At 68.6% G+C, this 13,251-nt stretch carries 13 protein-coding genes; 5 read left to right on the top strand and 8 right to left on the bottom strand.

What is annotated here, in order from left to right:
* Positions 1-13 precede the first annotated feature (13 nt).
* From AC07NN_RS13550 to fliL, 5 genes are read right to left on the bottom strand one after another with little or no spacing between them, the layout of a single operon-like run.
* Complete coding sequence (locus AC07NN_RS13550) at positions 14-2,887, bottom strand: tetratricopeptide repeat protein (protein WP_494641521.1); 2,874 nt, start codon at positions 2,885-2,887, stop codon at positions 14-16.
* Positions 2,888-2,896: 9 nt separating this feature from the next.
* Positions 2,897-3,715, bottom strand: a complete 819-nt coding sequence (locus tag AC07NN_RS13545; protein WP_494641519.1) for a MotE family protein — start codon at positions 3,713-3,715, stop codon at positions 2,897-2,899.
* Positions 3,712-4,317: a DUF6468 domain-containing protein gene (locus tag AC07NN_RS13540; RefSeq protein ID WP_494641517.1), complete on the bottom strand. Its 606-nt coding sequence runs from the start codon at positions 4,315-4,317 to the stop codon at positions 3,712-3,714. The genes AC07NN_RS13545 and AC07NN_RS13540 overlap by 4 nt, the downstream gene beginning before the upstream one ends.
* Entirely contained in the window at positions 4,314-5,456 is a 1,143-nt protein-coding gene (gene fliM / locus AC07NN_RS13535; RefSeq protein ID WP_494641515.1) for a flagellar motor switch protein FliM, read from the bottom strand. The genes AC07NN_RS13540 and fliM overlap by 4 nt, the downstream gene beginning before the upstream one ends.
* A 27-nt stretch (positions 5,457-5,483) precedes the next feature.
* On the bottom strand, positions 5,484-6,107 hold the full coding sequence (gene fliL, locus AC07NN_RS13530) for a flagellar basal body-associated protein FliL (RefSeq protein ID WP_494641513.1): 624 nt from the start codon (positions 6,105-6,107) through the stop codon (positions 5,484-5,486).
* Between the two features lie 226 nt (positions 6,108-6,333).
* On the opposite strand from fliL, the gene flgF reads away from it, so the two are divergent.
* From flgF to AC07NN_RS13505, 5 genes are all read left to right on the top strand, one after another.
* Positions 6,334-7,071 carry a flagellar basal-body rod protein FlgF gene (gene flgF, locus AC07NN_RS13525; RefSeq protein ID WP_494641512.1) on the top strand — a complete coding sequence of 246 codons (738 nt, stop codon included), beginning with the start codon at positions 6,334-6,336 and terminating at the stop codon, positions 7,069-7,071.
* Between the two features lie 10 nt (positions 7,072-7,081).
* Entirely contained in the window at positions 7,082-7,870 is a 789-nt protein-coding gene (gene flgG / locus AC07NN_RS13520; RefSeq protein WP_494641510.1) for a flagellar basal-body rod protein FlgG, read from the top strand.
* A 4-nt stretch (positions 7,871-7,874) separates the two neighbouring features.
* Complete coding sequence (gene flgA, locus AC07NN_RS13515; RefSeq protein WP_494641508.1) at positions 7,875-8,651, top strand: flagellar basal body P-ring formation chaperone FlgA; 777 nt, start codon at positions 7,875-7,877, stop codon at positions 8,649-8,651.
* Positions 8,652-8,663: 12 nt separating this feature from the next.
* The gene (flgH, locus tag AC07NN_RS13510) at positions 8,664-9,398 is read left to right on the top strand and encodes a flagellar basal body L-ring protein FlgH (RefSeq protein WP_494641506.1); all 735 of its coding nucleotides are present in this window, start codon (positions 8,664-8,666) and stop codon (positions 9,396-9,398) included.
* 117 nt (positions 9,399-9,515) lie between these two features.
* Positions 9,516-9,989 carry a hypothetical protein gene (locus tag AC07NN_RS13505; protein WP_494641504.1) on the top strand — a complete coding sequence of 158 codons (474 nt, stop codon included), beginning with the start codon at positions 9,516-9,518 and terminating at the stop codon, positions 9,987-9,989.
* Positions 9,990-10,116: 127 nt separating this feature from the next.
* Here the strand turns inward: AC07NN_RS13505 and dxs are convergent, their stop codons facing one another.
* The 3 genes from dxs to AC07NN_RS13490 are packed head-to-tail and all read right to left on the bottom strand — an operon-like array spanning position 10,117 to position 13,213.
* Complete coding sequence (dxs, locus tag AC07NN_RS13500; RefSeq protein ID WP_494641502.1) at positions 10,117-12,039, bottom strand: 1-deoxy-D-xylulose-5-phosphate synthase; 1,923 nt, start codon at positions 12,037-12,039, stop codon at positions 10,117-10,119.
* Positions 12,040-12,056: 17 nt separating this feature from the next.
* A complete protein-coding gene (locus AC07NN_RS13495; RefSeq protein WP_494641500.1) occupies positions 12,057-12,959 on the bottom strand; it encodes a polyprenyl synthetase family protein in 903 nt (300 codons plus the stop codon).
* Positions 12,959-13,213 (bottom strand): exodeoxyribonuclease VII small subunit, encoded by a 255-nt coding sequence (locus AC07NN_RS13490; RefSeq protein WP_494641498.1) that lies wholly within the window; start codon positions 13,211-13,213, stop codon positions 12,959-12,961. The genes AC07NN_RS13495 and AC07NN_RS13490 overlap by 1 nt, the downstream gene beginning before the upstream one ends.
* Positions 13,214-13,251: the final 38 nt, after the last annotated feature.

The following is a 13,251-nucleotide window of genomic DNA, read 5'->3' as shown; positions in this document are numbered from 1 at the left end:
GGTAGGCCCTGCCCTACTTGCCCGCGCGAGCGGGAGAGCCGGCGGGCTGGCCGGTGCGGAACTTGTCCTTCATCCGACCGATCCAGCCGTTGAAGGCCTCGTTGTCGGCGGTGACGCGACCGAAGTCCGAAGCCGACAGCGATTCGACGTTCATGCCCTGCAGGGCCACGCGCAGGCCGTCGGGATTGCCGGCCGTGTCGATGAAGCCGGTCCAGCGCTGGCGCAGGCGGCCCAGCGAGGCGTCGTCGTCGGCCAGGCTGTAGGCCACGGCGCTGCGCAGCAGGCGGGCCTCGTCGCCCGGCGCCAGCGCCCCGGGGGTCTTCCAGCGATCGCCCAGCGCCCGTTCGTACAGCGCCCCGGCGGTCGGCCAGGTGTGTTGCTTCCAGGCGATCTCGGCGCGGATCTCCTGGCCGTCGCGGCTGTTGTCCTTCTCGATCAGCTCTAGGGCGTCGTCGAAGCGGCCCAGGCCCATCAGGGCGCGGGCCGTGGCCAGGCGGCGTTCGACGTTCAGGGCCGGCGGCAGGATCGTCGAACGCGTTTCGTTGATCGCGTTGAGCGCGTTCTCCGGCTGCTTGTTCATCAGGTAGATCCAGGCCAGATCGGTGGCGACCTGGGCCTTGGGCACGCCGTTCAGGCGGTTGTCGACCTGGTACTTGAGCAGCTTGCCGGCGTCATCCAGCAGGTCGACATCGACCAGGCGACGCACCAGGTTGCGGACCATCTGGTCGCCGTCGGCGCCGATCGGGGTCAGGTCCTGGAAGTCGTAGAACAGGCCCACCGCCTGGACCGGCTGCATGCCGTCGGCCAGGCCTTGCAGGAACAGTTGGCGGAAGGTGTTCGACAGGTCGTTCTGCAGCGCCAGAGCTTCGGGACGGTCCGGAAGCTGGCGGCCGGCCGAGCGCAGCACTTCCAGCGCCTCGCGATAACGGCCCTGGTCGATATAGAGCTTGCCCAAGGCCCGGATGACTTCCAGCTCGACGCCGTCGCCGCGCCAGCGATAGCGCAGCTGGTTCAGGGTGTCGGCGGTCTTGGCCGCGTTGATCTGTCCTCGGGCGTATTGCAGCTGGGTCGCGTGCAGCAAGGCCGGCGTGGCGAGGCGGTCGATCGGAGCCTTGGCGATGGCCAGGAACATGCGCTGGGCGCGGGCCTTCTCGCCCTTGGCCTCGAAGATCTTGGCCTGGGTCAGGCGGGTGTCCAGCTGGTCCTCGACCGGGATCTTGGGCTGGGCCAGGGCCTTGGTCACCAGTTGCATGGCGCCCGTCACGTCACCGACCCCGAGCGCCGCCTGGGCCTGGGCGTGCAGGAAGCGCGCGCGCCAGATCGGCGGGAAGAGATCCAGGGCGCGACCGCCGCCGGCGAACTTGGTCCGGGCGTCGGCGTACTGGCCCTGCTTGGTCGAGATATAGCCGCGCCACAGGGCGCTGGACGGATCGTCGCTGAGGACCGGCGAGGAGAAGTCGGCGTCGGCCTCGGTCAGGCGGCCGGCCATCACCTTGGCCATGCCGCGCAGGCCACGGAACTCCGCGTCGCCCATCAGGGTCTGGTGCTTACGGGCGGCCGCGTTCAGGACGCCGATCGCCTCGAACGACATCTGCGAGCCGACCAGGAAGCGGGCCAGCGCCATGCGGGCGCCGGTGTCGCTGTCCTTGCCCTCGCCTTCCGGCGCGTTCGGGATCGCCATCTGCAGGGCGTTGTAGCGGGCCAGGAACCCGCCCGAGCCGGTCTTGGGCCAGTTGTCGAGGTCGATCAGGGCCGGCATCGACATCGGCTGCGGCGCGCCGGCCGAGGCCTGCTCTGGCGGCGTCGAGGCCGAGACCGGCGACAGCACCAGGCCCTTGGGACGGCCGATCCGCAGCAGGTCGCCATTGGCCTGCACCAGCAGGTCCTGAGCGTAGGTCTCGATCGCCAGGCCTTGCGCCGATTGCAGCAGCGCCATCTCGACATAGTCGCGACGCGACGGCAGGCCCTTGGAGGGCGCGAGCGCGGGGGCGACGATCATCTTGTCGCCGACGGCGGGGTCGGTGACCCAGACCGCCTTGGTCACGCCCGAGACCGTGGCCGACAGGCTGGCCGGCTGAACGCTCTCGTCGCGCGCCACCTTGATGACGTCGGGAGTCTGCTGCGTGCCGGGGCCGAGACTGATTTTCCAGAGACCGCCCTGCCCTTCGGCGACATAGGGCGTGCCCGACTGGGTGACGATCCGCAGGGCTGTGTAGTCGGGGCCCTTGAAGGCCTGGAACTTCGAATAGCGGACGCTGGACGACGGCACCTTGGAGGTATCGAGCCGCGCGGGCGTGTCGAACACCACCCAGACCGCCTCGCCGCGCCGGAACACAGCGGCGCCGGCCGCGGCGGCCCATTCGAACGACAGGGTGACCTGCTGGTCCTCGCGCTCGAAGCCGACCTTGACCACGCCGTTGGCCGGCATCGGGTTTGGACGGCCGACAGGCGCGGCCGCCGCCGGGGTCTGGGCCGCCGGCGCCGCGCCGGGGCGAGCGAAGATGTTGACGAAGTCGACGCCGTCGCCATTGCCCAGACGCGCGTCGGCGTCGTCGGTCAGGGTCAGGACGAGCTCGAGCACGCCGTTGACGTGGCGGGCTTCCGAAGCCTTCAGCCAGCGCGGCGGCGCGATCTTCAGGGTCGAGAGGTCGGGATTGGCGTCGCGGCTGAACCGCAGCACCAGGGTCTGGCCTTCGCGGTGCGAGACCATACGGGCGCCACCGGCCCAGTGGAACTCGATCCGCGAGAAGTCCGCCGCCTGCGCCACGCGCACGTCCAGCGAGCCGCGCGCCGCGACGGGCGGCGGCGCGGCGTAGCCGGACGGCGCCAGCGTCCCCGCGATGCACGCGGCGGCGACGCTGGAGCGCAGGAGCTGGCGAAGCGTCATGGGCCTCCCTTAGCCGGCTTTCTTGGGAGCGGCCTTGGCGGGCGAGGCGCCGGCCAGCGGAGCAGCGGCGGCCTGCTGGCCCGGCGCCGTGGCGGCGCCCTGAGCAGCGGCGGCGTTGTCGGCGACAGCGGCCTTGCCCTTCTCGACGGCCGGATTGGCCATGCGCGAGGCCAGGCGCTCGGTCAGGATCTTGGCGTCGCCGGGGGCCATGTTGGCCAGCACCATCGACAGCGCGCGTTCCTTCATCTTGGCGGCGATCGGCAGGCGGACCTCGTCCGACAGCAAGGTCATGCGGGCGGCGGCGTCCTTGGGCTTCATGCCCTGATAGACCACGACCAGACGATCGACCTCGGCCTGCTTCTGGTTGTCGACCTGGCCCAGCAGGCCCTGGATGTCGCCCTTCAAACCGGTCAGCGACTTCATCTTGGCGTCGAGCTTGGCCTCGGCGGCGGCCAGCAGCTTCAGCTGGACGTCGATGTCCTGCTCGCGCTGGTCCAGCTGGCCGCGACGGGCGCCCAGGCTTTGCAGGACGCGCAGTTCGGCGGGCGAGAGGCCGGCTTCCTTGGCCAGGGCGTCGGCCGAAGGGGCGCAGACGCGCGGCGGCGGGGCGTTGGCGGCGGCCGGCTGGGCCGCGCCCTCGGCGGAAGCGGCTTCCTCGCCCTTGGCGTCATGGCCTTCCTTGGCCGCCGGCTTGGCGACGCCCTCGGCGAAGGCCTTGGCCCCGCTCAGCAGGTCCGGCAGCGACTTGGCGCCGGCCATGGCGTTGATCGCCAGCACGCCGCCGACGGCGACGCCGACCAGAGGGAGGATGCGCGGAACGTTCTTCATCGGCGGGGAGCCCTGGGGTTGAGGCCGGAACCGGCGCTGTCGCCCGGCCCGTCAAAGAGGTCATCGTCCATCCGCGCGCGGGGGCGCGGGGCTTCATGGGTCAGGCCCGGACGCGAGGCCGGGCGCGGGATTTGCTCGCCGCGCGCCACGCGATCGGCGCGGTCCTCGCGATCCAGCAGGCGCTCGAAATCGGCGGCCGAAAGGCGGCGATCGACCGGCGGGACGCCCGTCGGCGACGCTTCGCGACCCAGGCGCGGCGTGAGCCGCTCGGCCTGAGGCTGGGCTTGCGACTGCGGCGCGGGGGCCGGCGTCGGGTTCGGCAGCGGGCGGTTGACCCGCTCGTCCAGTTGCGCGGCCAGGAGCTGGGCGCGCTCGATGCGCACGGCCAGGGTCTCGGCGGCTTCGTCGGTGGCCGCGCGCAGGTCGGCGAGGCCTTGCTCGGCGCGCGCCGCCGCAACGTCCAGGTCGGCCACCGCCTTGGCGAAGCCCTCGTGGCTGTCGCGCAGGGCCTTGAGGCGGCGCTCGAGGCGCCAGCCGAAGCCCAGCGCCGCGATCAGCAGCACCGCGAGGAACCCGTTCATGGCGAAGGCGACGAGGCTCATTTCAGCTTCTGCACGGCCTTCTTGGCGGCGGGCGTCAGCGGCGCTTCGGCTCGCACGGCGATCGAGTGGTTGCGACGGCCCATGCGGCCGCGCGTCAGCGGGATGGCCCCGGCGCGCAGCTCGACCAGGCTGTCGGGCGTAGCGTTCAGCATCAGGGTGTCGCCAACCTGCATGTTCAGCACGCGCGACAGAGGCACCTGCTGCTCGTCCAGAACCGCGCGGACCTCCGTCTGGGTGGTCCAGAGTTCGGTGGCCAAGTGGCCTTCCCAGATGTTGTCGCGACCGAACTTCTCACCCATGAACTGCTGCAGCAGCATCTTCCGGATGGGTTCCAGCGTGGCGTAGGGCAGCAGCAGCTCGATGCGACCGCCGCGGTCTTCCATGTCGATGCGCAGCTTCACCAGGATGGCCGCGTTGGCCGGGCGAGCGATGGCGGCGAAGCGCGGGTTGGTTTCCAGGCGGTCCAGCGAGAAGCCGACCGGATGCAGGGGCTCGAAGGCGCTCTTCAGGTCGGCCAGCACCACCTCGATCATCCGCTGCACCAGCACCCGTTCGATGGTGGTGTAGGGACGGCCTTCGATGCGCATCGCGGCCGTGCCGCGACGGCCGCCCAGCAGCACGTCGACGATCGAGTAGATCAGGTTCGAGTCGACCGTCAGCAGGCCGTAGTTGTCCAGCTCCTCGGCCCGGAACACCGCCAGGATGGCCGGCAGCGGGATCGAGTTCAGATAGTCGCCGAAGCGGATCGAGCTGATGTTGTCGAGGCTGACTTCGACGTTGTCCGAGGTGAAGTTCCGCAAGGATGTCGTCATCAACCGCACCAGGCGGTCGAAGACGATTTCCAGCATCGGCAGGCGCTCGTACGAGACCAGCGCCGAGTTGATGATGGCGCGGATGCCCGTGCGGTCTTCCGAACCGTCGCCGGAGAGATCGAAGCCCAGCAGGCTGTCGATTTCATCCTGGTTCAGGATGCGCTCGGAACCGCCTTCGCCGCCACCATCATCCCAGCCGCCCATGCCGCCGGAGAAGTCGCCGAATTCGTTCGTGCCGCCATCGCCGCCACCTTCACCGAAGGCGCCGGGGGGATTTTGCGAGGCCCATTGGGCCATCGCCGCCTGATCGTCGAGTTCGTCCGCCATGTTCGTTCGCCCAACCAGCCCGAAGGCTTAGTTGATCAGCATCTCCTCGATGAGGACCGCGTTCACCTTGGCCGGCGCGGCGACCAGGTTCACCCGGCGCAGCAGTTCGACCCGCAGTTGGAAGGTGCCCTGCGAACCGTTCAGGTCCTCGGGGCGCAGCTCGCGCAGGAACGTCTGGAACATGTCCTGCAACCTGGGCAGATTCGGCGTCAGCGCCTCGGCCGTCTCCTCGTCGGGCAGCTCGAACGTCAGCTTCAGCTTCAGGAAGGTCGACTTGCCGTCGGCCGTCTGCATGTTCACGACGATGTCGGGCAGCGTGTAGAAGACCACGCCGTCGGGGCCTTCCTTGATCACGGGCGCCGGACCAGCGGCCGCGCCTTCCTTGCCGCCTTCGCCGCCCTCGCCGCCTTCCTTCTTTTCCTTCTTCTTTTCCTTCTTTTCCTTGCCGTGCTCCTCGGCGCCCTTTTCGCCGTGAGCCTCGGGCTTCGGCTTCAGGAGGAAGAAGGCCGCGGCTCCGCCACCGCCCAGCACAAGAACGCCCGCCGCGATCGCAATGATCAGGATCGGCGGTTTCTTCTTGGCAGGAGCTTCGCCCTCGGCGCCCTCTTCGCCTTCGGGGGCGGGAGCTTCCTTTTCGGGTTTCTTGGCCACGCGCGCGGTTCCTTGGAATCTACACCCGTACACATGCGGGGGACATGGTTAACGATGTGTTTTGGAAGCCATTCTGTCGCAGGCTGAATCTGCCCGGCAGACTCCGACCAACCCGACGCCGTTAACCTTCCTATTTGTTGATTTGTATAACGTTTTCCCGTTGGCACGAAGGTTGCTTCTAGGGATGCGGCGCATTTGTCGCGCCAGCCGCCCGAGTTAACTCGTCATGGACAACGCGCTTTACGTCGGCCTTTCGCGCCAGATGACGCTTCGCCGCGAGCTGGACATCGTGGCCAACAACATCGCCAACGCGAACACGACGGGCTTCAAGGTCGAGGACCTGATGGTCCGCACCGAGCAAGCCAAGCCGGCCAAGACGCTGGACGGCGCGTCCCCCGTGAAGTTCGTCATGGACACCGGCGTGGCCCGCGACTTCACGCAAGGCGCGATGACCAAGACCGACGGCGACTTCGACCTCGCCATCGAGGGCCAGGGCTTCTTCAAGATCCAGGCCGCCGGCGGCGAGCGCTACACCCGTGACGGCCGCTTCTCGACCAACCCCGAGGGCATGCTGGTCACGCAAGCCGGCCAGCCGGTGCTGGACGAGGGCGGCGGCAACATCACCATCGACTACAAGCTGGGCCCGGTCACGATCGGCAAGGACGGCATCGTCAGCCAGGGCGCGATCCGGGTCGGCAAGATCGGCCTGGTCCGCCCGGACGACATGTCCGCCATGTCCAAGGACGGCGACAACCTCTACCGCAACACCGCCAATTCCACCCTGCAACCCGTGACGGACGCTCAGATCCATCAGGGCATGCTGGAATCCTCGAACGTCAAACCCGTCATCGAGATCACCAAGCTGATCGAGATTCAGCGCGCCTACGAGGGCGTCGCCAAGATGATGGACAACACCGCCGAACTCTCGCGCAGCGCCGTCGAGCGTCTGGGCAAGCTGAACTAAGGGTAAGCCGATGCAAGCTCTCCGCACCGCCGCTTCGGGTATGGCTGCTCAGCAGCTGAACGTCGAAGTCATCTCGAACAACATCGCCAACATGAACACCATTGGCTTCAAACGCCAACGGGCCGAGTTCCAGGACTTGCTGTACCAGACGATCGAGCGCGCGGGCTCGCAGTCGTCGAGCGACGGCAACATCGTCCCGACCGGCGTACAGGTGGGTGGCGGTGTGAAGGCCGGCTCGGTCTATCGCGTCACCGGGCAAGGCACCCCGACCCTGACCGACGGTCCCCTGGACATCGCGATCCAGGGCAAGGGCTATATGCCGATCCTGATGCCTTCGGGCGAGACAGCGTACACCCGTGCGGGCAACTTCTCGACCAACGACCAGGGCCAGGTGGTGACCGAGGACGGCTACATCGTCCAGCCGGGCATCACGATCCCGCAGAACTCGACCGACATCACGATCAGCAAGACCGGCCTGGTGCAGGTGAAGCTGGACGGCCAGACCGCCCCGCAGACCGTGGGCCAGATCCAGCTCGCCAACTTCCTGAACGAAGGCGGCCTGGAAGCCATCGGCGACAACCTGTTCCTGGAAACTGCCGCCTCGGGCGCGGCCACCCTCGCCGCCCCTGGCGAGCCGGGCTTTGGCGTCCTGCTGCAGCACTACACGGAATCGTCGAACGTCGACGCCGTCTCGGAAATCACCGCCCTGATCACCGCCCAGCGCGCCTACGAGATGAACTCGAAGGTCATCACGACGGCCGATCAGATGCTGCAAGCCACCTCGCAACTGCGGTCGTAAGCTCATGAAAGCCTTCCTGCTCGCCGCCGCGGCCACGATCGTCATCACCGCCCTCTCGGCCCCGGCCTTCGCCGGCACGCCGGTGACCCTGCGGATGGACACCACCGACGCCGACGGGCGCATCACGCTGGGCGACCTGTTCGACGGCGTGACCGGCCCCGCCGCCAACATGGTCGTCGCCGCCCGCATGGGCCCCACCGCCGTGCTCGACGCCGGCCAGGTGCAGATGTCGGCCCGTCGCGCGGGCTTCGACTGGACCAACACCAACGGCATCCGCCGCGTGATCGTTCGCGAGGGCCTCGACAACGGCGGCACGACGGCAAATCGCGCCGTCGCCAGCGCCGCCCGCGCCAACGTGGAAGTTCTTGCCTACGCCCGCAGCCTGGCGGCCGGCGAAATCGTCCAGCCTCAGGACCTCGTCTACGTGAAAATGGCCGGCGCCCCGCTGGACGCCCCCCGCGATGCGGACGCCGTCATCGGCCTGGCCACCAAGCGCCCCCTGCGTGAAGGCGCCGCAGTCCAGACCCGCGACGTGGGCGCCGCCCAGGTCATCAAGAGCGGCGACCTGATCACCATCACCTACGACGACGGCGGAATTTCCCTTTCGCTTCAAGGGAAAGCCATGGCGGCCGCCGCGACCGGCGACGTCTTCGCCGTCCAGAACACGCTGTCGAAGAAAATCATCCAGGCCGTCGCGACGGGTCCTGGCGCCGCCGCGGTCGGTCCGCAGGCCCAGAGCTTGCAAGCTCGTTCGCAACCCGTCCGTTTCGCCGCTCGCTGAGAGGTCTGACCCATGCGCCGCCCCGCCATCATCGCCGCCGCCCTGCTCCTGGCCCCGCTGGCCGCTTGCTCGACCGTCAAGGAAGCCGTGAAGGGTCCTGACCTGGCTCCGGTCGGCTATCCGGCCCAGCTGGCTCCGATGCAGCAGCAATTCGTCTCGGCCCGTGAGCCCGCCCCGCAGTCGGCCTCGGCCAACTCGCTGTGGCGCGTCGGCGCCCGCGCCTTCTTCAACGACCAGCGCGCCAGCCGCGTGGGCGACATCGTCACCGTGATGATCGACATCGACGACAGCGCCAGCACCAAGAACGCCTCGAACAGCTCGCGCACCGCCAGCACCAAGGCCGGCGTGCCGCACCTGCTGGGCATGGAATCGAGCCTGGGCAAGATCCTGCCGGGCGGTTTCGATCCGGCCAACGCGCTGGAAACCGGTTCGACCAGCACCAACGCCGGTTCGGGCGGTATCAGCCGGTCGGAAAAGATCAGCCTGACGATCGCCGCCGTGGTCAGCCAGGTCCTGCCGAACGGCAACATGGTCATCCAGGGCACCCAGGAAGTCCGCACCAACGCCGAGCTGCGCCAGCTGACCGTGGCCGGCATCGTGCGTCCGGAGGACATCTCCTCGGCCAACACCATCCGCCACACCCAGATCGCCGAAGCCCGCATCAGCTACGGCGGCCGCGGCGACATCAGCCGCGTCCAGAAGACGCCGGCCGGCCAGTCGCTGGTCGAGAAGTTCTCGCCGTTCTAAGCGAGACCCTTCCAGACAAGATTATCGGGCGCGGCGGCCGCAAGGCTTCCGCGCCCGATGCGTTTCAGGAGCCATTCATGTCGCTTCCGCGTTCATCGGACGTGGAGGAACACCGCCATGACGCCCCGCGCCACGACCATCGTTGCTTTCGGCCTTCTGGCCGCCGCCCTCGCGGGCTGCGCGCACGAGAAGGTTGCGGTGAACAACGGGTATCAATGGGCCTACCTGGCGGATGACGCCGCCTCCCCGCGCCTCGCCTATGGCCGTCCCAATAGCGATGACGTGGTCCTCATGATCAGCTGCCGCCCCGGCCAGGATCAGGTCGACCTGTCCGCCCTGGGCCTGACCGGCGGCCAACTGGTGCTGGCCTCGGGCCGCGCCGAAAGCCGCTTCCAGGCGGCCGGCGTCAAGGACGCCATGACCGGCGGCGACCTGCTGGAAGCCCGCGGCAGCGCCAGCGCCCCAGCTCTGGAAGGCTTCCGCAAGTCAGGCGACCTGGCGCTGCTGACCAAGGGCGAACGCCACAACCTGGCGGCCGGCGACGCCGACCGCGGTCACGTGAAAGCGTTCTTCAAGGCCTGCGGGGCTTAATAGAAACCGCTCTTCCCCGCGAAAGCGGGGACCCAAGCGGCATTGGCCGTTGGGGTCGTATGAGCAAAATCCGCAGACTTAGCGTGGATCCCCGCTTTCGCGGGGAAGAGCGGATACGGAGGTGGGCCTAAGCCCTACGCCCCGCCCCGGCCGCGCTGACATTGTCCATGCCCAGGGCCGACAGCGCCCCACGCAGGATGCCCTCGGCGTCGAGACCCGCCTGGGCGTACATGACGTCCGGCTTGTCCTGGTCCTGGAAGACGTCCGGCAGGCACAGGGTGCGGATCTTCAGGCCGCGATCCAGGGCGCCGTGCTGGGCCAGAGCCTGCAGCACGAAGGCGCCGAAGCCGCCCATGGAGCCCTCCTCCACCGTGACGATCGCCTCGTGCTCGCGCGCCAGGCGCAGCAGCAGGTCCAAATCCAGCGGCTTGGCGAAGCGGGCGTCGCAGACCGTGGCCGACAGACCCCGCGCCGCCAGCAGGTCGGCGGCCTTCAGGCTCTCCGAAAGGCGCGTGCCGAACGAGACGATGGCGACGCTGGTCCCTTCGCGGACGATACGGCCCTTGCCGATCTCCAGCGGATCGATCGTGGCCGGCATCTCCAGGCCCAGCCCCTCGCCGCGCGGATAGCGGAACGCGCTGGGGCGGTCGTCGATCTCGGCGGCCGTGGCGACCATGCGGGCCAACTCCACCTCGTCGGCGGCGGCCATCAGCACCATGCCGGGCAGCGCCCCCATGAAGCCGATGTCGAAGCTGCCAGCGTGGGTCGGGCCGTCGGCGCCGACTAGGCCGGCGCGGTCCATGGCGAAGCGCACGGGCAGGCCCTGGATGGCCACGTCGTGCACCACCTGGTCGTAGCCACGCTGCAGGAAGGTCGAATAGATCGCCGTGAACGGCTTCATGCCGTCGGCGGCGAGGCCGGCGGCGAAGGTCACCGCGTGCTGCTCGGCGATCCCGACGTCGAAGGTGCGGTCGGGATAGGCCTTCTGGAAGATGTCTAGGCCCGTGCCCGAGGGCATGGCGGCGGTGATGGCGACGATCTTGTCGTCCTTTTCCGCCTGCTTCACCAACTGCTGGGCGAAGACCTTGGTGTAGCTGGGCGGGCCAGCGGCCGCCTTCTGCTGCTGGCCGGTGACCACGTCGAACTTGGCCACGGCGTGCAGCTTGTCGTCCGCGCCCTCGGCCGGGGCATAGCCCTTGCCCTTCTGGGTGACGCAGTGGACCAGCACCGGCTTGTCGCCGAACGCCTTGGCGTTCTTCAACACGCTGACCAGGGCGTCCATGTCGTGGCCGTCGATCGGGCCGATGTAGTAAAAGCCCAGCTCCTCGAAGAAGGTGCCGCCGGTGACCATGCCCCGGGCATATTCTTCCGCCTTGCGGGCGGCTTCGCGCATCGGGGTCGGCAGCTTCTCGACCACCGTCTTGCCCAGCTTGCGCACCGAGCGGTAGGCGCCGCCCGAGACCAGGTTGGCCAGGTACGCGCTCATGCCGCCCACCGGCGGGGCGATCGACATGTCGTTGTCGTTGAGGATGACGATCAGGCGCTTGGTGGTGTCCGTCGCCGCGTTCATCGCCTCATAGGCCATGCCCGCGCCCAGCGAGCCGTCGCCGATCACGGCGATGACGTGGTTGTTGTCACCCTTGGCGTCGCGCGCGGCGCAGAAGCCCAGCGCCGCCGAGATCGAGGTGGCCGCGTGGGCCGCCCCGAACGGGTCGTATTCGCTCTCGGCGCGCTTGGTGAAGCCCGACAGGCCGCCACCCTGGCGCAGCGTCTTGATGCGGTCGCGGCGGCCGGTGAGGATCTTGTGCGGATAGGCCTGGTGGCCGACGTCCCAGATGACGATGTCCTTGGGCGTCTCGAACACGTGGTGCAGCGCGACGGTCAGCTCGACCACGCCCAGGCCCGCGCCCAGGTGGCCGCCGGTCACGGACACGGCGTCGATCGTCTCGGCCCGCACCTCGGCGGCCAGCTGTTTCAGGTCCGCGACGGATAGCCCGCGCGTGTCAGCCGGCGAAGCGATGGAGTCGAGCAAAGGCGTTTTGATGGACATGTTTGAAGAAAGCGCGGTCAGTTACGGCGGTCCAGCACGAAATCGACGCTTTCGCGCAGATGTTCGGCCCGTTCGCCAAAGATTTCGAGATGGGAACGCGTCTGTTCGGCCAAAAGGTTCACGCGCTCCTTGGCGGCGTCCAGGCCCAGCAGGGTGACGTAGTTGGCCTTGCCCTTGGCGGCGTCCTTGCCGCCCGTGGCCTTGCCCATGGCTTCGGGGTCGCCCTCGGCGTCCAGGATGTCGTCGACGATCTGGTAGGCCAGGCCCAGGTCCTGGGCGAAGGCCATCAGGGCCGAGCGCTCGGCGTCCTTGGCGCGGGCGATGATCAGCGGGATCTCGAAGGCGAAGGCGATCAGCGCGCCGGTTTTCAGGCGCTGCATGCGCGCCACCGCGCCCAGGTCGTCGCGAACCCCGAGAATGTCGATCATCTGCCCGCCGGCCATGCCGCGCGCGCCCGAAGCGATGGCGAGCTTCCGCACCAACTCCGAGCGGACATGGCCGTCGTCGTGGGTGTCGGGATGGGCCATGATCTCGAAGGCCGCCGTCTGCAGGGCGTCGCCCGCGAGGATGGCGGTGGCCTCGTCATACTGCTTGTGCACGGTCGGACGGCCGCGACGGACGTCGTCGTCGTCCATGGCTGGCAGGTCGTCGTGGACCAGGCTGTAGGCGTGGATGCACTCCAGCGCGCAGGCCGCGCGGAGCACCGGCCGCTCGGGCAGGTCGAACATCTTGCCGGTCTCGAGCGCGAAGAACGGGCGCAGTCGCTTGCCCGGGCCCAGGGCCGCATAGCGCATGGCCTCGGTCAGGCGCGTTTCCGGCCCCTCGGCGCGCGGCAGCAGCTCGTCGAGCGCCACGGTGACGATGTCGGCGGCCTGCACGATCCGCCTGGCAAGATCATTGTCCGGACGGGGGGCGGGCATCAGTTGAACTCGGCCGCTTCGGCGGCGACCGCGCCGCCCTGACCCAGGACGATCTTCTCGACCTTCAGCCGCGCGGCTTCCAGCTTCTTTTCGCAGTGGGCCTTCAGGGCCGCGCCGCGCTCATAGATGTCGATCGAACGCTCCAGCGGCGCCTGACCCGACTCCAGTTCGCCCACGATCCGCTCCAACTGCGCCAGGGCTTCCTCGAAGCTCAGGGCGGAGATGTCGGCGGGATTGCTCGTGGCGTCGGTCATTTCAACTCTCAGGTGAACAGCGCCAGACTAATGGCGAC

The organism is Caulobacter sp. GW821-FHT09H08, assembly GCF_059415885.1.
This window is presented reverse-complemented; position numbering and strand designations above follow the sequence as displayed.